Annotated in this window: 16 protein-coding genes; 4 read left to right on the forward strand and 12 right to left on the reverse strand. The window is 69.1% G+C overall.

All coding sequences use genetic code 11. From position 1 onward, the window contains the following. The first annotated feature begins 67 nt into the window (after positions 1–67). Positions 68–2794 carry an RNA helicase gene (locus tag I6B53_RS08250; protein WP_216763780.1) on the forward strand — a complete coding sequence of 909 codons (2727 nt, stop codon included), beginning with the start codon at positions 68–70 and terminating at the stop codon, positions 2792–2794. Between the two features lie 15 nt (positions 2795–2809). On the opposite strand, the gene I6B53_RS08255 is transcribed toward I6B53_RS08250, so the two are convergent. Together I6B53_RS08255 and I6B53_RS08260 are read right to left on the reverse strand one after the other, a co-directional pair. Beyond that, positions 2810–3328, reverse strand: coding sequence for an aminoacyl-tRNA deacylase (locus tag I6B53_RS08255; RefSeq protein ID WP_216763781.1), 519 nt, complete (start codon positions 3326–3328; stop codon positions 2810–2812). Between the two features lie 6 nt (positions 3329–3334). Then, the gene (locus tag I6B53_RS08260) at positions 3335–3724 is read right to left on the reverse strand and encodes a YccF domain-containing protein (RefSeq protein WP_216763782.1); all 390 of its coding nucleotides are present in this window, start codon (positions 3722–3724) and stop codon (positions 3335–3337) included. Positions 3725–3852: 128 nt separating this feature from the next. Between I6B53_RS08260 and I6B53_RS08265 the strand changes: the two genes are divergently transcribed. Beyond that, positions 3853–4569: a YggS family pyridoxal phosphate-dependent enzyme gene (locus tag I6B53_RS08265; RefSeq protein WP_216763783.1), complete on the forward strand. Its 717-nt coding sequence runs from the start codon at positions 3853–3855 to the stop codon at positions 4567–4569. Positions 4570–4654: 85 nt separating this feature from the next. On the opposite strand, the gene I6B53_RS08270 is transcribed toward I6B53_RS08265, so the two are convergent. The 7 genes from I6B53_RS08270 to I6B53_RS08300 form a co-directional block, all read right to left on the reverse strand. After that, on the reverse strand, positions 4655–5704 hold the full coding sequence (locus I6B53_RS08270; protein WP_216763784.1) for a biotin/lipoate A/B protein ligase family protein: 1050 nt from the start codon (positions 5702–5704) through the stop codon (positions 4655–4657). 90 nt (positions 5705–5794) lie between these two features. Continuing rightward, complete coding sequence (locus I6B53_RS08275) at positions 5795–8641, reverse strand: cell wall-binding repeat-containing protein (protein WP_216763785.1); 2847 nt, start codon at positions 8639–8641, stop codon at positions 5795–5797. A 52-nt stretch (positions 8642–8693) separates the two neighbouring features. Beyond that, positions 8694–9380 (reverse strand): hypothetical protein, encoded by a 687-nt coding sequence (locus I6B53_RS08280; RefSeq protein ID WP_216763786.1) that lies wholly within the window; start codon positions 9378–9380, stop codon positions 8694–8696. Between the two features lie 242 nt (positions 9381–9622). Next, positions 9623–10372, reverse strand: coding sequence for a hypothetical protein (locus I6B53_RS08285; protein ID WP_216763787.1), 750 nt, complete (start codon positions 10370–10372; stop codon positions 9623–9625). A 63-nt stretch (positions 10373–10435) separates the two neighbouring features. Further along, entirely contained in the window at positions 10436–12196 is a 1761-nt protein-coding gene (cimA, locus tag I6B53_RS08290) for a citramalate synthase (protein WP_367880379.1), read from the reverse strand. A 3-nt stretch (positions 12197–12199) separates the two neighbouring features. Continuing rightward, positions 12200–14098: a dihydroxy-acid dehydratase gene (gene ilvD, locus I6B53_RS08295; RefSeq protein ID WP_216763788.1), complete on the reverse strand. Its 1899-nt coding sequence runs from the start codon at positions 14096–14098 to the stop codon at positions 12200–12202. 60 nt (positions 14099–14158) lie between these two features. Beyond that, a complete protein-coding gene (locus tag I6B53_RS08300; RefSeq protein WP_216763789.1) occupies positions 14159–14995 on the reverse strand; it encodes a type II CAAX endopeptidase family protein in 837 nt (278 codons plus the stop codon). A gap of 181 nt (positions 14996–15176) precedes the next feature. Between I6B53_RS08300 and I6B53_RS08305 the strand changes: the two genes are divergently transcribed. Next, positions 15177–16367, forward strand: coding sequence for a cobalamin-independent methionine synthase II family protein (locus I6B53_RS08305; protein ID WP_216763790.1), 1191 nt, complete (start codon positions 15177–15179; stop codon positions 16365–16367). Between the two features lie 60 nt (positions 16368–16427). Beyond that, a complete protein-coding gene (locus tag I6B53_RS08310) occupies positions 16428–17132 on the forward strand; it encodes a type 1 glutamine amidotransferase (RefSeq protein ID WP_216763791.1) in 705 nt (234 codons plus the stop codon). Here I6B53_RS08310 and cydC read toward each other — a convergent pair. The 3 genes from cydC to I6B53_RS08325 form a co-directional block, all read right to left on the reverse strand. After that, a complete protein-coding gene (cydC, locus tag I6B53_RS08315; protein WP_216765424.1) occupies positions 17122–18891 on the reverse strand; it encodes a thiol reductant ABC exporter subunit CydC in 1770 nt (589 codons plus the stop codon). The genes I6B53_RS08310 and cydC overlap by 11 nt on opposite strands. Positions 18892–18923: 32 nt before the next feature. Continuing rightward, complete coding sequence (locus I6B53_RS08320; protein ID WP_253953832.1) at positions 18924–20558, reverse strand: ABC transporter ATP-binding protein/permease; 1635 nt, start codon at positions 20556–20558, stop codon at positions 18924–18926. 92 nt (positions 20559–20650) lie between these two features. Further along, positions 20651–21796, reverse strand: a complete 1146-nt coding sequence (locus I6B53_RS08325) for a branched-chain amino acid aminotransferase (protein WP_216763792.1) — start codon at positions 21794–21796, stop codon at positions 20651–20653. Between the last annotated feature and the right edge of the window lie 12 nt (positions 21797–21808).

The following is a 21808-nucleotide window of genomic DNA, read 5'->3' on the forward strand; positions in this document are numbered from 1 at the left end:
CGTGATTGTCACCAGGCCACCCGTCGCCCACCACGAATGCCGCCCGCCGATGAGCCACAATGGCCCCATGACCTGCCCGACGCCGCCCGCCGCTCCGGCGCACGCCCTCAACGCCCTTCTCGACCGCCTGGAGGACCGGGGTGCACTGGGAGCGACCCCTGACGCCGACGCACTTCTGGACGCCTTCACCGAATGGGCCGCGTCGACCGGTCGCCCCCTGTACCCGCACCAGGAGGAGGCGCTGCTGGAAATCCTCGCGGGCAATCACGTCATTGCCGCCACCCCCACCGGCTCCGGAAAGTCGATGATCGCCCTGGCCGGCCACTTCGTCTCCATGGCCAGGGGCGGGCGCTCCTATTACACGGCGCCGCTCAAGGCCCTGGTCTCGGAGAAGTTCTTCACCCTGGTGGACCTTTTCGGCGCCGCCAATGTCGGCATGGTCACCGGCGACGTGGCCCTGAACGGGGACGCGCCGATCATCTGCTGCACTGCGGAAATCCTGGCCAACCAGGCATTGCGGGAAGGACCCGGCCTGGACGCCGACCTGGTGGTCATGGACGAGTTCCACTTCTACGGCGACCCGCAGCGCGGGTGGGCCTGGCAGGTGCCTCTCCTGGAACTCCAGCACGCCCAGTTCGTCGCCATGAGCGCCACCTTGGGCGACACCGCCGGATTCGAGGAGTCGTGGAAGCGGCGCACGGGCCGCGACGTCGCCCTCGTCGACGATGCCGAGCGGCCCGTCCCCCTGGAGTTCGACTACGTCGTCGACGACCTTTCCCCCACCACCCAACGGCTGCTCGCCGAGGGACGCTGGCCCGTGTACATCGTCCATTTCGCCCAGAAGGACGCGTTGGACACCGCCCAGTCCTTCGAGAAGGTCGACCTGGTCGGAAAGGACCAACGCGAGCGGATCGCCCGCGCCCTGAGCACCGTGGGATTCGGCAAGGGCTTCGGCCAGACCCTCAAGTCCCTGCTGCAACGTGGTGTCGGCGTCCACCACGCGGGGATGCTGCCGCGCTACAGGCGCCTGGTGGAAAGGCTCACCCAGGAGGGACTGCTTGCCGTGGTCTGTGGGACCGACACCTTGGGGGTGGGCATCAACGTGCCGATCCGCACGGTCCTGGTGACCTCCTTGGTGAAGTTCGACGGCAAGCGAATGCGGCACCTGTCCGCCCGGGAGTTCCACCAGATCGCGGGCCGCGCTGGGCGGGCGGGTTTCGACACGGTGGGTTTCGTCCGCGTCCTCGCCCCCGGGCACGAGGTCGAGGCGGCCCGCGAGCGCGCGCGACTGAGCGCCGCCGAAGCAGCCGCACGCGACGAGCGCGAGGCCAGGCGGGCACGCAAGAAGTCATCGAAGAAGTCCCAGGGCGCCAAGCAGGGCAAGCAGGGGGAGATCTCGTGGACGCGCAGCACCTATGAGCGTCTGGTGTCCGCAGCCCCGGAGAGGCTGCAGTCGCGTTTCGAAATGTCCCACGCGATGGTCCTCAACGTGCTGGCGGGTGCGGAGGCGGCCGGGAGAGACCCGGGCGAGCACCTGGTGCACCTGGCCACCGACAACGACGACATCGGGCGTGAGGTGAACCCGCATCTGCGCCGCCTGGGGGAGATCGTCACCTCGATGACGCGTTCGGGGGTGGCTGAGCACGTGTCCTCCGCCCGCGCCGCACTCGAAGGGCGCCCTCGTCTGCGACTGGTGGGGGACCTGCCCGACGACTTCGCCCTCAACCAGCCGCTTTCACCCTTCGCCTTGGCGGCTTTCGAGTTGCTGGACCCGGACTGCCCCACCTTCACGATGGATGTCATCAGCGTGGTCGAGGCGGTTCTGGAGGATCCGCGACCTTTGCTCTTCGCCCAGCAGCGTCTGGCGCGCGGCGAGGCGGTGGCGGCCATGAAGGCTCAGGGCATGGACTACGACGAACGCATGGCGGCCCTGGAGGAGGTCTCCTGGCCCAGGCCCTTGGAGGAGCTGCTGGGCGGGGCCTTTGACATGTGGGTGCGCTCGAACCCGTGGGCGGGTGACCTGGAGATCTCCCCGAAGTCGGTGGTGCGCGAGATGGTGGAGAACTGCCTGACCTTCTCGGGGCTGGTCTCGCGCCATGACGTGGGCCGCAGTGAGGGTGTGGTCCTGCGGTACCTGTCCGACGCCTACCGGGCGCTGCGTCAACTGGTGCCCGACGAGCTCATGACCGAAGAACTGTCCAGCGTCGTCGAGTGGCTGGGCCGCCTGATCCGTTCAGTGGATTCCTCCCTGCTGGACGAGTGGGAAGCGTTGGCGTCCGGCCGCGCCCCCATGGTTCTTTCCGACGAGGGCGGCGCCGTGGGTGTGGAGCTGGCTTTCGGGGCGCGCGAGGACGGCACGGTGCCGCTTTCGGCGAACAGGTACGCGCTGCGCCGCGAGGTGGTCAAGGCGATGTTCCACCGGGTGGAGCTGGCGGCCCGCGACGACGTGGAGGCCTTGGGGCGTTTGGACGCCGAAGGGGACTGGGACGAGGCCGCATGGGACGAGGCCTTGGGCGCCTACTGGTCGCACCACGACTGGATCGGCATCGACCAGTCGGCGCGTTCTGCCGCGCTGGTGCTGATCGACGAGTCGCCGTCGGCTGCGGATCTCACACTGGCCGGGGTGTCGGCCGAGGAGGCGGACAGGCTCGCCGGAGCATCCTGGCTGGTCACGCAGACCCTGGTTGACCCTGATGGTGACGGAGACTGGAGGATCGTGGCGGTGGTGGACCTGGCTGCCGTCACACGGGAGGACCGCCTGGTGCTGCGTGTGGTGGACTTCGGGAGCCGCTGACTCGGCTCCTGCGGGTCAGGCGACCAAGGGCGCCGGCACCGCGTCGAAGACCTCGACAAGCACCCACGGGTCCACTTCCACGGACATGCCGCGCCGTCCGCCGGAGATGAGGATGCTGGCCTGGTCCAACACGGTCTCTTCGAGGAAGAGCCTGTGGGCGGTGGTCTGCCCCAGGGGACTGATGCCACCGACCACGTAGCCTGTGCGCCTTTCGGCGACCTTCGGGTCGGCCATGGCGGCCGACTTGCAGCCTGCGGCCCTGGCGACCGCCTTGAGGCAGAGGTGATGGCGGACGGGGATGACGGCGACCACGTATTCGCAGGCACCGGGAGCGACCTCGCACCTGACCATGAGGGACTTGCACGTGCGTTCGGCCGCAATGCCGAGCCTGTCCACGGTTTCCTGCCCGAAGGTCCGGGCCCGCGGGTCGTGGTCGTAGATGTGGACCGTGTGGTCGACTCCGGCAGCGACAAGGGCCTCCAGGGCGCGTGTGGGCGCCCCGGAGACCCCGTTGCGGTCCTTTCTGCGACCCATCGGGCCTCAGAGGATGGAGGCGTTCGGGTCGTCCACGACGGCCTTGCCGAAGGGGAAGGCCGTCACGGGGATCATCTTCAGATTCGCAATGGCCAGCGGGATGCCGACGATCGTGACGGCCTGGGCACCGGCGGTGACCACGTGTCCGACGGCCAACGGGATGCCCATGAAGATGAACCACACGATGTTCATGATGGCCGAGCCCGCACCGGCCCCCGGCTGTTGGACCACCCGGCGGCCGAAGGGCCACAGGACGTACCTGGCGATGCGGAAGCAGGCGACTCCCGCGGGGATGGTGACGATGAGGATGCAGGCAATGGCACCGGCGAAGATGTAGCCGAGCCACAACCAGAAGCCGCCGAAGACCAGCCAGATGATGTTGAGCACTGTGCGCATTGAGGACTCCTTCCGTCCGCTCACCCCGATTGTCCCATCTGCCCGGCAAGTCCTCATCTGCGGGCCGGCCGGGGAACACCCCGGTTCATCCCTGAACGCCTGCCGGAGCGGGGCAATAGTGTGGACCCATGGGTGTGTGGGAGAACATCGAGGCCGCCAGGGTCCGCATCGACCAGGCGGCGCAGGCCGCGAGCCGCAGTGACAGGGTCGACCTGCAGGTGGCGGTCAAAACCCAGTCGCCCGAACGCTGCGCTGAGGCGGCTGCGGCGCTTGGCGCCCTGGGACTGCCGGTGTTGCTCGGTCACAACCGGGTCCAGGAGGCCCAGGCCACCATCGTGGCGATCCGCAGTGTCGCAGGCGCGCGGGTGCACCTGATCGGCCCCCTCCAGTCGAACAAGGTGAACCAGGCCTTGGCCTGCGTGGACGCGATTGACACGGTGGACCGCGTGGATCTGGTGCAGCGCCTGGCCACCCGGGTTCGTGCCGCCCACGACCCCAACTGCCCCGCCCTGCCCGTCCTCGTCCAGGTCAACGTCTCGCAGGAGGACACCAAATCCGGGTGCCTCGTGCGCGAGGCCCCCGCCCTCGTCGACGCGATCCTGTCCACCCCCACCCTGCGCCTGGCCGGATTCATGACCGTCGGTTTGAACTCCCACGAGGAGGCTCCCGTACGCCGCGCCTACGCCACGCTGCGAAACCTGCGGGACGACACCGCTCGTCGCTTGGGAATGGACCAAGCCGCCCTGGCCCTGTCCATGGGCATGTCCGGCGACATCGAATGGGCCATTGCCGAGGGCGCCACCGTGGTGCGTCTGGGCACCGCCATCTTCGGCCCACGCACATGACGAGGGGTCCGGCGTGAAGCGCACCCACCACGGGGCCCTCGGGCAGGACCTGTGCGCGGCCGTGTGCTGAGGGCGCCCTGTCGATTCACGGCAACCGGAAGGTCCACTCGTCGGTGGCGAACTTCGTGCGGCTGCGTTCGCGCGCAACCTCCAACTCGGATTCGGTGAGCGTCGACACGGACGCACCGTACTTCTTGACGAAATGGTCGTGGAATGCCTGCACGACCTGCTCACGTGAGAGCCCGATCTGTGAACGCAAAGGGTCCACCCGTTTGGCCGCCGACCTCGTCCCCTTGTCGCGAAGAGGGGCCATCCCGATGCGCAGGACCTCGTTCATCTTCACCGGGTCGATGTCATAGGCCATGGTCACATGATGCAACATGTGGCCATTGGCCCACCGCTTCTGCGCGGCGCCGGCGATCTTGCCCCGGTCGGAGGCGATGTCGTTGAGGGGAACGTAACGCGCCTTGACGCCCAGTGACTCCAAGACCTCCATGACCCACTGGTCCAAGTAGGGGTACGACTGTTCGAAACTCATCCCCTCCACCAAGGCGGTGGGCACCACCAGGGAGAAGGTCACGCACTTTCCCGACTCCATGAACATGGCCCCACCACCGGAGACACGACGGGTCACGGTGACGCCGTGGCGGGTCACGCCCTCGGCCTGCAATTCATTGGCGTAGGACTGGAACGAGCCGATGACCACCTGGCATCCTTCCCACTCCCACAGCCGCATGAAGGGTTTGCGGCGCCCGGCGGCCACCTCTTCGACCAGCGTCTCGTCCAGGGCGACATTGACGACCGGATCCAGGACCGGCCCGTGGATGACCTCGAAGTCGATGTCCTCCCACGACAGTGCCTGGCCCAGCGCGCGGCGCACGGCAATGGCCACGCCTTGGGTGGTGGCCCCCAGCAGCTCGTCACCCGATTCGCGCACGGCGTCCATTGCCGCCGTCAATTCGGCCACCGACGCCTTGGCGTCCATGCCTTCAAGGGCCGTGGTCAGCCGAGGCAACGCCTGCGCAGGAGCCACGGCGAAACCCCCACTGACCTGCACGTGTGCCAGCAGGCCGCCGGCCACTTCCAGGTCTACGACGACCAGTTGTCCACCGGGGGCCCTGTACTCACCTCGCATGGGAACGATTGTGCCCCGGCGGTGCTGGCCGGACAAAAGCGAGTCGGCCCGGGGACCAGGGCGATCCTGCGTGTGGACCGGCCCACTTCCTCAGACGAAGGGCCTGGCGACCCACGTCCAACGGTCGCCCCACCGAAGAGCGGTTTCGTGGGCGTTCATGGCGTTGCCTCCGGATTCGAACATGCGTCCATTGCCCAGGTAGATGGCGACATGGTCGATCACCCCGTCCGTCTGGTAGAACACCAGGTCACCGCGGCGCATCTGGTCCCACGGCACCTTGGTCAGCCCCGGGTGGTGAGCCAGTTCCCGGGAGGTTCGGTAGTCGGGCCACTGGTGCTTCATCACGTCAATGGGCCTGGGGTCCAGGCCCGCGGCGTACAGGGCCTGCAGCACCAGGCCGGAGCAGTCGTAACCCAGCTGCTTGGGGCCGGCACCACCCCACGTGTACTCCGATCCGGCCTGCGCGTGGGCGTAGCCGATCATCGCTTCGATGCGTTGGGAGCGTGTGGCCGTGGGCGCCACCCACATGTTCGTCCTCCACGCGTCGATGTCGAAGCCGTACCCGGTCCCCATGGCGTCCCACGTGACCCGATCGACGACGCCCGTGACGGGAAGGCCGCGGCGGGCCTGGAAGTTCCTCACCGCGTTGACCGTCGTGGCGTCCATGGTCTCCCAGCGTGACCCCAGACCCAGTGCGCGCTGGGTGAGTCCGACCTTCGTTCCGTTCCACCCCCACTTGAGGTTCTGTCCCGAGGGGGTCTTGCCGATGGCGGTGACGGGTCCCAGGCGCCCGGAGGGCGCGCACCATGGGCGCACCGATGCCGGCAGGGACGCGTTCCACGCGCGCCACAGTGGCTCGCAGGTGGTGACCCCACCCGGGACCGCCTGCCACTTGCCACAGGTGTAGTTGGCTTCGACCGTGCTCACTGCGCCGCCACCGCCGACGACGACCTTCGAGGTGAGGCCGCGACCGGCCAGGAAGGCCACCTGGTCGGCGCGCTGACAGTGCGGGGTGGCGAAGATGACGGGCATCCCCAGGCGTCCGGCAATGGGGGCAGCGCTCATGGCATCGACCAGGGCGTTGCTGCCAGCCATGACATACGTGGTGGCACCCTCGAAATGGGTGGCCACCGCACGCGCGGTCGCATGACGGTCGGCACCGGCAAGGCGCCCGGGGGCGACGCCGGTGGCAGCTGCCGCGGCGTTCGCGGCGCCCTGCGTGAGAACGCCGGTGCCGCCCAACAGGGTCACCGAGCGCGCCGACAGGGCCTTGAGCTGCGCGGTCAGGCCCGCTCCTCCCGCAGGGGAGAGCAGGACCGGCGCGTCGCTGCCGATGGCCATGGCCGAACCCGGCAGGGCGTCCGGCAGTCCCAGGGCCCCTGCGACCAGGACGGTGCGCGAGTGCCCGAAGGAGGCGGCGATCGCCGCCGACGTCTCCACTCGGGTGGCTCCCCCGTATCGTCGCACCGGCGCCAGGCGCCCCGCCTCCGCAGCCACGGCCGCTGAGACGACGCCTTCGCCTCCGACGATGACGATGCGCCTGGGCGCCAAACGCTGGATCTCCACCCTGGTGCTGGCCGGCAGGGCGTCGCGGGCGGTGAGGAGAATCGGTCCGCCGAGGCGGGCGGCCAATGGGCCTGCAGCAACCCCATCGGCCACTCCCCCACGCCCGACCAACACCACGGTGTCCGCGGGGCCCTTGTGGAAGGCCGCGGACAGGGCCACAGCGGTGGCGAAGGCGTCCTTGCCGTGGAGCCTGGCCGTCGGAAGGTTCGCGACGGAACCGCAGCGCGCGTGGGCGGCCTCTGCCCTCGCCTGCCCGGTGGTTCCCCACACGGTCCTGCGGGACACGTCTGCCCTGCGCAACGCCTCCCACGTGTCGCCGTCCAGGCACGTGGGTTGTGCGCGCAGGAGCGGCTGGGCGTCCAGGGCCGCCACGACGCCGGCACTGAGGTCATCCACGGCGGGAAGCACGGGGACCACCATGGCCGACGGCACCTTCCCGTTCCATCCCACACGCATGGCGGCAAGGGCAGTGGCCGCGCGGTCCCCTCCCCGCACGTCGGTCACTGGCACATTCGGCAAGGCCTGCCGGACGTCGGCTTCGACCGCGCCGGAGGCCCCCACCGCCAGCAGCCGGGTCGTGGAACGCTGCGCGAGGACCGCGCGAGTGTCCTGGGCCAAGGGACGCGCCAGCACCACCGACCCCGTCCGCGCAGCCAAGGAGACTGCGGTTGCCTGGTCGGCGGCGTCGGAGTTGATGGTGACAATGCCGCTCAGTGAGGGCTGGACCAGAAGGATCTGCGCCTGGGTGAGGGGGACCACCGGAGCACGCCCGGCCGCGTTGCCCACGGCGGTCGCCAATGCGCCCTCGACGTCCACCGTGAGGACCTTGTGCGGGCGCAAGGAACCGAGCAGCCGGGTCTCCTCGGCAGTCAGTGAGGCGCCGACACCCACGAAAGCCGCCTTGAGGTTGGCCGCCAGGGAGGCGGCTTCAGCGGCCGCCCCCGGCACCTGGGTCGAGGCCACAACGACGCGTTGTGCGCCACCCGGAAAGACGGAGAGCATCGAGTCGGTGCGGGTGCGCGCCGGGTCGCCGGAGTCGAGGCGGTGGACGCCCTCGCCCCCACTCGCCCACAGGGAACGCGGCTGCCGATTCGGATCCTGGGAACCCACGGAGATGTCGGGTACCGGCGGCAGGGCTTCGGCGCTGCGCTGCACCGCGGATTGAGGGATCGTGTCGCCCGATGGCGCCCCCTGTCCCGAGGTAGGGCCGTCCGAGGGAGGGGCGTCGGATTCAGCGGAGTCGGACTGGCCGCTCTCCTGCGAGGTCACAGGGGGTGGAGCGGGCACATCCGGCGTGGGCTGCGCGAGGGCGACGCCAGTGCTGGCAACCAGCAGGGCTGCTGACATCAGTGTGGTGGCGAGGATCCGCATGCCTCAACCATAGGTGGCCAGGACCGCGACGTGGGTGGCCCCCGACAAGACGTCAGCGTCCGCAGTTGTAGGTCACCCAGTCGCGCGCTCCCTGGTCCCTGCCTTCGAGCAGCGGGGCGATGACCTCAGTGCGCACCTTCACCGCGGGATCCACGCCGGTGGGGCGGCCGGGCAGGTCGGGTTGCGCAGCCAGCGCCCCGGCGGCTGCGTCACGACGCGGGTGGTCATCGGCGTCGAGGGCGGCAAGGTACTCCCCCACCCACTGGCACTGCCAGTCCTGCACTGCGGCCGAGGCAAGGTCTCCTGCGCGCAGGACGAGGACGATCTCCTCCTCAGCGGAATGGTTGACCAAGACGATCCGCTGGGAGTCCGTGGAGGTGACCTGTGCGCCGGCAAGCCCGCGCACGAGCTGACTGGGACCGACCGGCCCGCCCCCTGCCGGGTACTCCAGCTTCAGGGGCGCGACCTCCGTGCGGACCAACTCCTGGACTTCGGCGGGCACGACCTCGTCCGTTCCACTGTAGGTCGCCGCGGCCGAAAGCATGGCCGTGGAGGACCCTGCCCCTGCTGCGGCGGTCAAGGCCCCGTCCTCGTCACCGGAGTCCACATGACGCAATTCGAAGAAGGACATGACCGTCAGTACGACGACGAAGGTGAAGGACAGGGTTCCCACCACGAGGATCCGCCGCACCTCGGCGGCGCTCAGGCGAGGTCGTGCCACGTGGGTTGCGCGCTCCATTGCCCCTCCTCACAGTGACGGTTCGGATCTGGAAATGGTAACGTCGCCGGACTTCACTGTGCGAACCCACGCCCCCGACGTGAGGACTCCCTCAGAAACCGCGATGCCGAATGGAAGGGGCCCCGGGGCGGCACGACCGGCATTTCCGCAGAGGCACAAGCGGGGTTTTGCCGTTGGAGCAGAGCCGGGACGGTGGACACTGCCCCGGGTGTCCCCTTGGGGTTTCGTCCACCGGTGCACGTTCAGACGATCTTCGTGACCAGGCGACCGGCGTTGGCTTCCGGCGCAAGGAAGGTGTTGTCGTGCAATCCGCTCCACGTCTCCAAAGGCACGGGCTTGTCGTGGGCGGCCTCGGTTGGTTCGTGGCTGTAGGTCGACACTTCACGTACGACCAGCGGCACCGGGGAGTCGGGCGGGCACCTGAAGGCATGGAGGTGCTTGCGGTGCATGACGAATTTCGGGTCACCTGCCTCCAGGCGTACGTAGCTGGTGAGGTCCGCGTACGACTCCTCCCGACCAGCAGGCAATTCAACGCCCTCGGGCCAGGGTGAACCAATCGGCATCGCCTCGAATTCGAGCAGTTCCTCCTGGCGGGGGTTGAGGGTCGTGGGACCGTAGAACACGTCCATGGATCCCATCACCACCTCGTAGCATTCGGTCTTGCGCAGGTGGTAGTGGGAGGCGCAGTACTTGCCGGGGTGCAGGATCATGAGTTTGTCGCACAGTCCCGAGTACTCCGAGTAAGGCGCCGCCCCCGCCGGCAGACCATCCACTGCCGCCTGGTTGATGGCCTCGAAGATGATCATCACCTCGTAGGCCGTCGGCTCCCACAGCCCCTTCTCGAATGCGTCGTACTGGTCGTCGCCGAAGACTATCCCGACGCTGTCGTTGACCATGGCTTCAGTGACCGGATAGCGCAGCGCGCGCGCCAGACTTGCCGCTCCGCGAACCCATTCGTCGTACTCCCTGCGAGTCACATACGACCTGGACATCAGACCTCCCAGACATCGATGCGGCCACACCGCCGCCTTGAACCGGTTCATCGGCGAACCGGTTCAACAATATCTCAAACAAATGATCCACCCATCGCCCCCCGGCTGCGGTGGGGCCGGAGAACCGAGTACCGATCCGCTTCGAGCCGCGCCCTCGCACCGGCTCTCTCCACCAATCGGACAGCAGCACGGGTGGCCGGTGTCACTGCGCCAACATGGGCTCCACGCCGGCAGCCAACAGCCCCCACCAGTAGGGTCGAAGAGAGCCTCCCACGACGCCTCGATGACGTCGGTGCCCACACCCACAGTGGTCCACGACCGGTGCCCGTCGCCCATCGTCACCAGGACGCGGGTGGTGGCATCGGTGCCGGCACGATTCTCTTCGAGGATGCGCACTTTGAAGTCGGTGAGCCTGAAGGAGGCGGCCACCGGGTAGTCGCGGGTCAGGACGTGACGCAGGGCCCGGTCCAGGGCGTTGACCGGGCCGTTGCCTTCCGCGGTGCGGATGTGGCGCCGGTCGGTGTGGACCTTGACGGTGGCCTCCGACTGGGTGAAGGGCTCCCCCTGGACCTCGGCGATCTCCTGGGTCATGACCTTCCACGACTCCACGCGCACGAATGCGGGCAAGCGCCCCAGCTCATGGCGCAGCAGCAGCTCGAAGGAGGCGTCGGCCGCATCGTAGGTGTAACCCTCGGCCTCGCGGCCCCTGACCTTGGCGGCCACGCGGGCCGCCACCGAGGTGTCACCGGCCAAGTCCACGCCCAGTTCGGCGGCCTTGAGTTCCACCGAGGCGCGACCCGCCATCTCGGAGACCAGCATCCTCATGTCATTGCCCACCAGCGCCGGGTCGATGTGCTGGTACAGGTCGGCGTCCACGCGGATGGCGCTGGCGTGCAGACCCGCCTTGTGGGCGAAAGCACTGCGCCCCACGTAGGGGTCACGCGGGTGCGGGGCGATGTTCACCAACTCGGCCACCCGATGGGAGACCCGGTCCAACTTCGCCAAGGAGCCTTCGGGCAGGCAGGTCCACCGGGTCTTGAGTTCGATGTTCGCGGCGCACGTGAGCAGATTCGCGTTGCCGGTGCGTTCACCGTAGCCGTTGACCGTGCCCTGGACCTGGCGCGCGCCCGCCTCCACCGCAATGAGGGAATTGGCCACCGCGCAGCCGGTGTCGTTGTGCGCGTGGATGCCCAGGACCACGTCCTCGAATCCGGCGGCGTCCAGGCGGGCCCGAGCGCTTTCGACGACCTGGCCGATGACGCCCGGCAGGTTTCCGCCATTCGTGTCGCAGGGGACCACGGTGGAGGCCCCGGCCCGGGCGGCCTCGCACATGACCGCGTACCCGTACTGCGGGTCCGCGGCCAGGCCGTCGAAGAAGTGTTCGAGGTCGACGACCACCTCACGTCCGGCTTCGCGAAGGAATCGGACGGTGTCGCAGACCATGCGCAGATTCTCGTCCAAGCCCGTGCGCAGGGCCTTGACGACGTGGCGGGGATCGGACTTGGCGACCAGTGTGACAATGGGCGCCCCGCAGTCGCGAAGAGCCAGGACCTGCGGGTCGGAAGCGGGGTCCTGCCCGGCCTTGACGGTGGCCCCGAAGGCCGCCAGACGCGCATGGCGCAGTGCGACCTTGGCCGCGCGGGCGAAGAACTCAGTGTCCTTGGGGATGGCTCCCGGCCATCCGCCTTCGACCACGTCGACACCGAGGTCGTCGAGGACCTCCAGGGCGGCGAGTTTGTCGGCCACCGACAGGGAGATCCCCTCCTGTTGGGCTCCGTCACGCAGAGTGGTGTCGTACAGGGCGACGTGGGGTGCGGCGTCCACCGGTCATCCCTCCCGAGGCCCGCGGGCGCCGAGCACGCGGGTGACGTCGCGGGCGGCCCCCTTGGAGGCGGACAGTGCGGTGGCCGCGTAGAGCTGCAGGGCGGGAGAGACCTGGCGGTCGCGTTCCAGCGGCGTCCACGGCGCCGGGCGCGCCTCCTGTGCGGCGCGGCGGCGGGCGATCTCGTCCTCGTCGACGTCCAGGTGCAACAGCCCCTCGTCGACGTCGATGACGATCCTGTCCCCGTCCTCGACGAGGCCGATCAAACCACCGTCGGCGGCCTCGGGAGAGATGTGCCCCACCGAGATCCCGGAGGTTCCGCCCGAGAAACGGCCGTCGGTGATGAGGGCGCACGCCTTGCCCAGGCCCCGCCCCTTGAGGAAGGAGGTCGGGTAGAGCATCTCCTGCATTCCGGGGCCGCCGGCCGGGCCCTCGTAGCGGATGACGACCACGTCTCCGGCTTCGACGGTTTTGTCGAGGATCTTCGTGATGGCCTCCTCCTGGGACTCCATCACTCGGGCACGGCCCTCGAAGTGGAACAGTTCGGGGTCGATGCCGGCGGCCTTGATGATGGCTCCTTCCGGAGCGAGGTTGCCGAACAGGACCGTCAGGCCGCCGTTGGCCGTGTAGGCGTGGGCGACGTCGCGCACGCATCCGGCCTCCACGTCCAGGTCCAGGTCCACCCACCTGTTGGAGGTGGAAAAGGCCTCGGTGGTGCGCACGTTGCCGGGAGCCGCATGCCACAGTTCCAGCGCCTCTGGGCTCACCTGGGGCGAGCGCGGGTCCCAGGCGGCCAGCCAGGAGGCCAGGTCCGGGCAGTGCACGGAGTGGACGGTGTGTCGCAGCATTCCTGCCCGGTCGAGTTCGCCGAGCAGGCGCGGGATGCCGCCGGCCCTGTGGACGTCCTCCATGTGGTAGTCGTTGTGGTTCGGCGCGACCTTCGACAGGCAGGGCACGGAGCGCCCCAGTTCGGCGATGTCCTCCAGGTCGAAGTCGACCCCGCCCTCATGTGCGATGGCCAGCAGGTGCAGAACCGTGTTGGAGGAGCCACCCATGGCCATGTCCAGGGTCATGGCGTTGCGGAAGGCGTCCCGGCCGGCGATTGCCCGGGGCGTGACCGAGTCGTCGCCCTGGTCGTAGTGGCGGCGGCACAGGTCCACGACCAGGGCTCCTGCGCGGGTGAACAGGTCACGGCGGGCACTGTGGGTGGCCAAGGTGGATCCGTTGCCGGGAAGGGACAGGCCCAGGGCTTCGGTCAGACAGTTCATGGAGTTCGCGGTGAACATGCCCGAACACGATCCGCACGTGGGACAGGCGGCCTTTTCCAGGGCCGTCAGCGCCTCGTCGCTGATGGCGTCGTTGGCGGTGGCGTTCATGACCGTGACGAGGTTGCCGTGCCCCTCCAGTGAGGGGCCGATGATGGTGGCGGGGTCGATGTCCTTGCCGGCCTCCATGGGGCCGCCGGAGACGAAGACGCAGGGGATGTCCAGGCGCATGGCGGCTATGAGCATGCCCGGGGTGATCTTGTCGCAATTCGAGATGCACACCATGGCGTCGGCGCAGTGGGCGTTCACCATGTACTCGACGGAGTCGGCAATGACTTCTCGGCTGGGCAACGAGTAGAGCATGCCGCCATGTCCCATGGCAATGCCGTCGTCCACGGCGATCGTGTTCATCTCCTTGGCCACTCCCCCGGCCTCGACGATGGCGTCGGCGACGATCCTGCCGACGTCACGCAGGTGGACGTGCCCGGGGACGAATTCGGTGAAGGAGTTGACCACCGCGATGATGGGTTTGCCGAAGTCGTCGTCGCCCATGCCCGTGGCGCGCCACAGGGCGCGGGCTCCCGCCATGTTGCGGCCCTGAGTCGAGGTGGCGGATCGCAATTGCCTGGCAGGTGCCATGGTCGTCCTCCTGGGTGAGTCGTCGCGTCAAGCCTAGGAGTACCGGCCGGTCAGTTCGGTTCAGGGCCGCTGGGTGGACGGCACTGCGAGTCGGCCCGCCGATGCGCAGATGGCGACGAGGGCGAGGAGGGCGCTGCCGAAGAACAGTGCCAAGGACCCACCGGGGACCGTGCGTCCGGTGAGCAGCGGCCACACGATCCAGATCCAGTTGACCGCATTGTGTGCGAGGACCGCCAGCAGGACGCTGCCGCCTCCGAGGTTGGCCACCCACGACATGGCGATCGAGAGCAGGACGACCATGGAGACGTGGAGGAGGACGTCGAGGATCGAGTCCTTCGGGGTGTCCCAGGCGGCAACTGCGAAAAGGGGCAGGTGCCACAGGGCCCAGACGAAACCCAGAACGGTTGCCGCCGCCAGGGGGTGGAACCGTTGTTGGAGCTGGGGAAGGGCGAAACCGCGCCAACCGGGCTCTTCCTGCACGGGTCCGCCGATGAGGAATCCGAGGAACATGAGGACCGGGGCGATGACGGCGGCCGGGCCGCTCAGGGCGGGTTGGCCAGTCGCAGGGCCGGCCAACAGCATCATGAGGCCGGCCATGACTGCGGGAAAGAGGACGAGGGCGACCGGCCACACCCACCACGGGCGCACGCGCATCCACCCGGCCAGCCACGGCTTGAAGGACCCGTGGACGACCTTCGTCATGACGAGGGACGCGATGAAGGGGCCCGCGAACAGGCCGAGGACGTTGATGACCTTGACCGCGGTGTCCGAGATCTCCAGGGGAAGGACTCGCAGGCCGGAGGAGCCCAGGACCATCGGCGACCACACGATCCACGCGCCCGTGTACGCCAGGAGGATGAAACCGAGGACGGGGCGCGAGCGCAGGAACCCGGTCATGTGGTGCGAGCCTTTCCGCAGCGACGGCGTCGGTCCACAGTCACGCTACACCCCGCAACCCGCTCATGCGCCGGATTCACCTCTGTCACACAGGATCCCACCGTGGACAGCCGCGGAAGTGACCTGCCGCCTCACCTAGCCTCGTCCTCGTCTGGAACGGCCACTGGAAAGGAACCCGGAGATGACGATCCGCACCACCCACGTGGGCTCCCTGCCCCGCACCGATTCCCTCATCGACGCCAACCGCGCCCGCCGCGACGGCACCATGGACGAAGCCGCCTTCACGGCCCTCCTCGCCGACGAGGTCGACCAGGTCGTCAAGCGCCAGGTTGACCTCGGACTTTCGATCGTCAACGACGGCGAATACGGCCACGCCATGATCGACAACGTCGACTACGGGGCCTGGTGGACCTACTCCTTCTCACGCTTTTCCGGCCTGTCCATCGAGGACGTCGTCCGTTTAGACGTCCGGCCTCCCGCCGGGCGCGACGGGAGAATCTCCTTCTCCTCCTTCGCCGAGCGACGCGACTGGGTCCGCTTCGCCGACGCCTACTCCGACCCCGAATCCGGCATCCACATCGCCAACAAGACCCCCGTGGCCTTCCCGACCGTCACAGCCGAACTCACCTACATCGGCACCGACGCGGTCGAGCGTGACATCGCGGGAACGAAGCGCGCCCTCGAAGCGGCAGGAAAGACCGTGGACGACGGATTCGTCGCCGCGATCTCCCCCGGGTCGGCAGCGCGCGTGGCCAACGCCTTCTACGAGGACGACGAGGCCGTCGTCTGGGCCTTCGCCGAGGGATTGCACGAGGAGTACAAGCGCATCACGGACGCCGGCCTGACCGTTCAGATCGACGCCCCCGACCTTGCCGAGGGCTGGGACCAGTTCGCCGTCGACCCGTCGCTGGAGGCCTACCGCGCCTTCTCCCGGGTGCGCATTGACGCCCTCAACCACGCGCTGGAGGGCATCGACCCGGACCTGGTGCGCTACCACGTGTGTTGGGGCTCGTGGCACGGCCCGCACTCCACCGACCTGGAGTTCAAGCACATCGTCGACCTGGCCCTGTCGGTCAATGCGAATGGCCTGAGTTTCGAGGCGGCCAATGCCCGCCACGCCCACGAGTGGGAGATCTGGAAGGACACGACCCTGCCGGAGGGCAAGTACCTGGTCCCCGGCGTCGTGTCACATGCGACGAATGTCATCGAGCACCCGCGTCTGGTCGCCCAGCGCATCCACCACTTCACGGATCTCGTGGGCGCGGACCGCGTCGTGGCCTCGACGGACTGCGGTCTGGGCGGGCGCATCCACTCGCACATCGCGTGGGCCAAGCTCGAAGCGTTGACCGAAGGGGCGCGCCTGGTCGGCTGACTGGTCGACTGACCAGTACCTTCAGGGGGCCCGGTCGCACGGGGTCGTAGGCTGTCCGGCATGAATGATGTCCTGTTCATCCAGCACGACGACCACGTGGGGCCGGGCCTTCTGTCCGAACTGCTGCCCGAAGCGCGCCTCCTGCGCGCTTGGGAGCAGCCGGAGGCCCTCACCGGCCTTCTCCAGGCGCACTCGGCGGGGACATCCGCCCTGCCCGGCGCCCTCGTCGTCCTCGGAGGGACGATGGACGCATACGCCGACGAGGCCGCCCCGTGGCTGCCCGCCACGCGTGAACTCATGCGCCGCTGCGTGGCCGACGACGTGAAGGTTCTCGCGATCTGCCTGGGCCACCAGCTGCTGGCCGTGGCCACGGGGGGTGAGGTCGGCGTCGGCGCCGCCAGCGAGAAGGGATTGACGGACCTGTGGTGGTCGGCGGACCTGCCCGAGGACGGGCCCTTCGCGGACCTGGCGGAGGCCATTGCCGGCACCCCCTACGCATGGGGCGACCATGCGGATGCGGTGACACGTCTGCCCGAAGGCGCATGCCTGTGGGCCACTTCGCAGACCTGCCCGCAGGTCTTCACCATCGGCTCGGCCCTGGGCGTCCAGTTCCACCCGGAGGTCACCGAGGCCCTGGTCATCGACTGGCTGACCCGCGGCGGTGCGGACGCCGAGACCCGCGAATCCCTGCTGGCGTCCTACAGGTCGCACGCCGAACGCCTGCGCGACACCTGCGAACACCTTGCCGCCTGGGTCAGCTGTTGACCAGCTCCTCGCGGGCCAGCAGGGCCGAGAACGCCCCGCCTGCGGCCACGAGTTCCTCCCACGTGCCGGTCTCGACCACGCGGCCGGCGTCCATGACGACGATCCGATCCGCGTGGCGCACGGTGGACAGCCTGTGGGCGATGACCACCAGTGTGCGACCTCGGGTGGCCTCGGTGATGCCGGCCAGGACCCGTTCTTCGGTGGCGGCGTCGACCTGGCTGGTGGCCTCGTCCAGGACGGTGACGGGGGCGCCGCGCAAAAGTGTGCGGGCCAGAGCCAGGCGCTGACGCTGCCCGCCGGAGAGGCGCTCCCCCATCTCGGCGACCACCGTGTCCAGCCCGTCGGGCTCCGCAGCCACCCAGGCGGTGAGGTCCGCGCGGTCCAGGGCCTGGCGGAGTTCCTCCTCGGTGGCGTCGGGCCGGGCAAGCAGGAGGTTCGCGCGCAGGGTGTCGTTGAAGACGTGGGGGCGTTGTTCGCCGATGGCCACGAGGTCGCGCAGGCGCTGCAGGGGCAGGCCGCGCAGGTCGGTGTCGCCGAAGCGCACCGCCCCGCGCTCCGGGTCCCATGAGCGGGTGAGCAGGGCGGCCAGGGTGGACTTGCCGGAACCGGAGGCGCCGACGACTGCGGTGACGCACCCCGCCGGGATCGTCAGGGTGACGTCGTGCAGGACACGAGGGCGGGGCCGCCCATTGGGATCCGGGTAGGTGAAGTCCACGTGGTCGAAGGTGATGTCCTCCAGGCCCGTGCAGGCCAACGCGCTTTCGGAGACGGTCTCGGGGTCGCCGACCTGGGGCGTGCGGTCGGTGATCTCGAAGATGCGGCGGGCCGAGGCCCACGCCTGGTCGAGGTCCGCGGCGAAGTCCTCGACCGCGAGGACCGGGGCCAGTGAGGCCGCTGCGGCCGCGATGGCGCCGCCGAGCTGGGCGGGGGTGATGGCGCCCCGGGTCAGCAGTGTCGTTCCCACCCAGGCCACGGCGACGACGGCCAGGCCGAGCATCGCCTGGTTGAGGCCGCGCCGATCGGCGATCCACCGACTCATCGTCCACTGGGCTGCGCCGATGCGCTGCTCGATGTCGGACATTTCCGCGTCGCGCCGCTGCTGGGCGCCGAAGGCGAGGACCTCTCGCACTCCTTGGACGGAGTCGGTGACGTGGTGGGCCAGTTCTCCGTGAGTGCGCCGCGCCTCGGTGGCGGCCCGGTCGCTGGCCCGGGCACCCAGCGAGGGGACGACGACTCCGGCCAGCAGCAGCACGGGGGCCAGGACCAGTGCCAGCCACCACGAGGTGGTCTGTCCCAGTGCCACCAGGACCATGGGGGGCACCAGCAGGGCGGTGACACCGGGAGCCAGAGTGTGGGCGAAGAAGACCTCGACCCTGTCGACATCCTTCGTCACCCGGTTCATGAGGTCCCCGGAGTCCATGGCGTCGGTCAGGCAGGGCGCCTGGGGTTCCAGGTGGTCGTAGAAGAAGGTGCGCAGCATGGCCAGGGAGCGGAAGGCGACCCAATGTCCGGAGAACTGTTCGAGGTAGCGCAGGACCGCTTTGGCGACGGACAGTCCGACGAGCACCCACGCGGTGGTGGACAGGGGCCAGGCGGCCGCATCCCCAGTGGCGTGGGCCAGGACCTGCCACCCTGCGATGGCGAGGATGGCGATACCGCACAGCAGGGCGACCAGGCGGAAGAGCATGGACAGGCCGAGGGGTGCGATGACGGGGCGCGCGACCGAGATGAGGCGGCGCGCAAGCCACCACGGGGTCATCCGTCGTTCGGTGGGGACTGCGTCGAGAGTGCTCATCGCAGGACTCCTTCCTGCAGGTCGACGCTGCGCCCCCCGTGGGCGATGGTCGCGGCGCGGTGGGAGATGGTCAGGGTGGTGCGCCCTCGGGTGAGGTCGTCCAGGGCGGCGAGGATCTCCCGTTCGGAGGTGAGGTCCACGTGCGCGGTGGGTTCGTCGAGGAGCATGACGGGCGTGTCGGCGAGAATCGCGCGGGCCAGGGCCAGGCGTTGGGCTTCTCCGCCGGACAGGGCGAGGCCGCGTTGTCCGACGGGGGTCTCGAGGCCGTCGGGCAGGCGGGTGAGCAGGTCGTCGAGGTGCGCGCGGTGCAGGGCCTCCAGCAGTGCGGCGTCCTCGGCGTCGGGACGTGCGATGAGGAGGTTGTCGCGCAGGGTCCCGGTGAACAGGTGGGTGCTCTGTTCGACGACCCCCACCTGGCGGCGCACCCACGCAAGGGGCACGTCCCGCAGGTCGTGTCCGTCCAGCAGGATGCGGCCGCTGTCGGGGCGCGCATGACCCTGGAGCAGGGCGGACATGGTGGACTTGCCGGCGCCCGAGGCGCCTGTGACGACGACGTGCTGGCCACCGTCGAGCGCCAGGTCGACCCCGCGCAGGACGGGGACCTTCGGGTTCCACGCGAAGTGGACGTCCTCGAAGCGGATGGTGGCGGCGGTGCCCGGCGGGCACGGGGCGGGTTCGCGGACGTCGGGGGCGTCGACGGCGGCGGGTTCTTCGGCGAGGAAGCGCTTCATCTCGCGTCCGGCAGCCATGCCTCCCATGCCGATGTAGAAGAACTGGCCGATGCGGTCCAGCGGGTCCAGCATGATCGTCGACAGGAGCACCAGGGCCAGGGCCTGTCCGGCGCTCAGTGCGCCCGCCTCGTGGCGCCACAGGGCCAGTGCGGTGGCGGCGACGATCATGCCGAGGGAGAAGATCGCGTCGACGACCAGCAGAACCACCTGGTTTCCGGCGAGGTAGCGCATGACGCGCACGCGCACGTCCTCGGCGGCGCGGGCCAGAACGACGCCCATGCGTCTGCCGGCGTTCATCCTGGCCAGGGTGGACAGGCCCTGGATGGCGTCGAGTTCCTGTGCGGCCAGCGCCCGGGATGCGGCCCGGTAGCGGGAGGAGACGGGTTTGAAGGCCCGTTGGAAGGCCAGGACGGTGGCGGGGACGACGGGGATGGACACGGCCAGGACGAGGGCGCTCACCCAGTCCAGGGTGAGGGCCACCAGGGCGACGACGAGCAGTGGGGTGAGCAGTGAGGCCGTCATGGGCGCGACGAAGGAGGAGGTGTGCATGGCGCGGCGTTCGACGCCATCGGTCATCGTGTTGACCAGCCGCCCGGCGCGTTCCTTCGTGCGTTGGGTGGCGCCCAGGGTGAAGACGTGGGCGAGCAGGGTGTGGCGGGTGTCGTGCTCGTGTCGGACGAGGGCGCGGCCGCACATGCGGCCGACCTGGCGGGCCAGCAGGGCGGAGACGAGGACGCAGGCGAGGGCGGCGGCGAAGGTGAGGTGGGGTGGGGCTCCCGCGAGCGCGGCGTCCACTGCGCGTCCGACGAAGAGGTAGGCGATGCCCAGGGCCAGGCTGGCACCGCATGCCAGGGCAATGGTCCTCAGCCTTTCGACGCGCAGGTCTGCGTTCGTCTCCACGACTCTCCTTGTCAGCACACAACTTAGGTAAGCCTAAAGCATGTACTGACACCTCGTCACGTAGGGTTCGCGTCACACAGCACGCGCCCGCGTCACAGGATCCGGTAGGTCCACCCGTAGGGGTCCTCCGCCCGTCCCATCTGGATGTCGGTGACCGCGTGGAGGATCTCCAGGGTCCTGTCGCCCACGGGCAGGCGCACGTCGAAGTCCTGGCCGGCCAGGCGCGCGATGGGAGTGACGACGGCCGCGGTTCCACAGGCGAAGACCTCCGCCACGGCGCCGGACTCGACTCCCGCCACCAGGTCGTCCACGGCAATGCGTTCCTCACGCACATCCACCCCCCGGTCGCGCATGAGGCGGCAGATCGCCGAACGGGTCCCCCCCTGGAGAATCGTGCCGGAGAGCTGCGGGGTGCGCACGCTGCCGTCGGACATGACGACGAAGACGTTCATGCCGCCCAGCTCCTCCAAGTACTTCTCCTCGTAGGTGTCCAGGAAGCAGACCTGGTCGAAGCCGCGTTCGCACGCCTCCATCTGGGGCAGCAGGGAGGCCGCGTAGTTGCCGCCGCACTTGGCCGAGCCGGTCCCTCCGGGGCCCGCCCGGTGGAAGCCCCTGACGACCTCGATGGACACGCCCTTCGGGCCGCCCTTGAAGTAAGGGCCCGAGGGCGAGCCGATGACGTAGTAGTCGAAACGGTGGGCCGAGCGCACCCCGAGGAAGGGCTCGGTGGCCACGACGAAGGGCCGCAGGTACAAGCTGGCGCCCTCGCCGGAGGGCACCCAGCGTTCGTCGGCGCGCACGTAGGCGGCCAAGGAGGCGACGAAGTCCTCGTGGTCGATGGCCGGCATCGCCAATCGCCAAGAGGAGTGGTTGATGCGGGCGGCGTTGTATCCGGGCCGGAAGGTCCACACGGACCCGTCCTCGTGCCTGTAGGCCTTGATCCCCTCGAAGACCTCCTGCCCGTAGTGCAGGACGGAGGCCGCCGGGGACAGGGAAAGGTTGGCGAAGGGGAGGACTTCACGCCCGTGCCAGCCCTCCTCGAGGGTCCACACCATGTGCGCCATGTGGTCGGTGAAGGCCTTGCCGAAGCCCGGGTTCGACATGACCTCCTCGTGGACGGCGTCGCTTGCCGGGGCCGGGTTGGGGGTCAGGGGAAAACGCTCGACCAGTTCGTCGGCCGCGGGCAGCGGCAGCTCGGACAGTGTTTCCAATTCCGTGGGCGTGTGGTCGAGCGACATGGGGGCCTCCTC

Source organism: Schaalia sp. 19OD2882 (genome assembly GCF_018986735.1).
In the GTDB taxonomy this organism is placed as follows: domain Bacteria; phylum Actinomycetota; class Actinomycetes; order Actinomycetales; family Actinomycetaceae; genus Pauljensenia.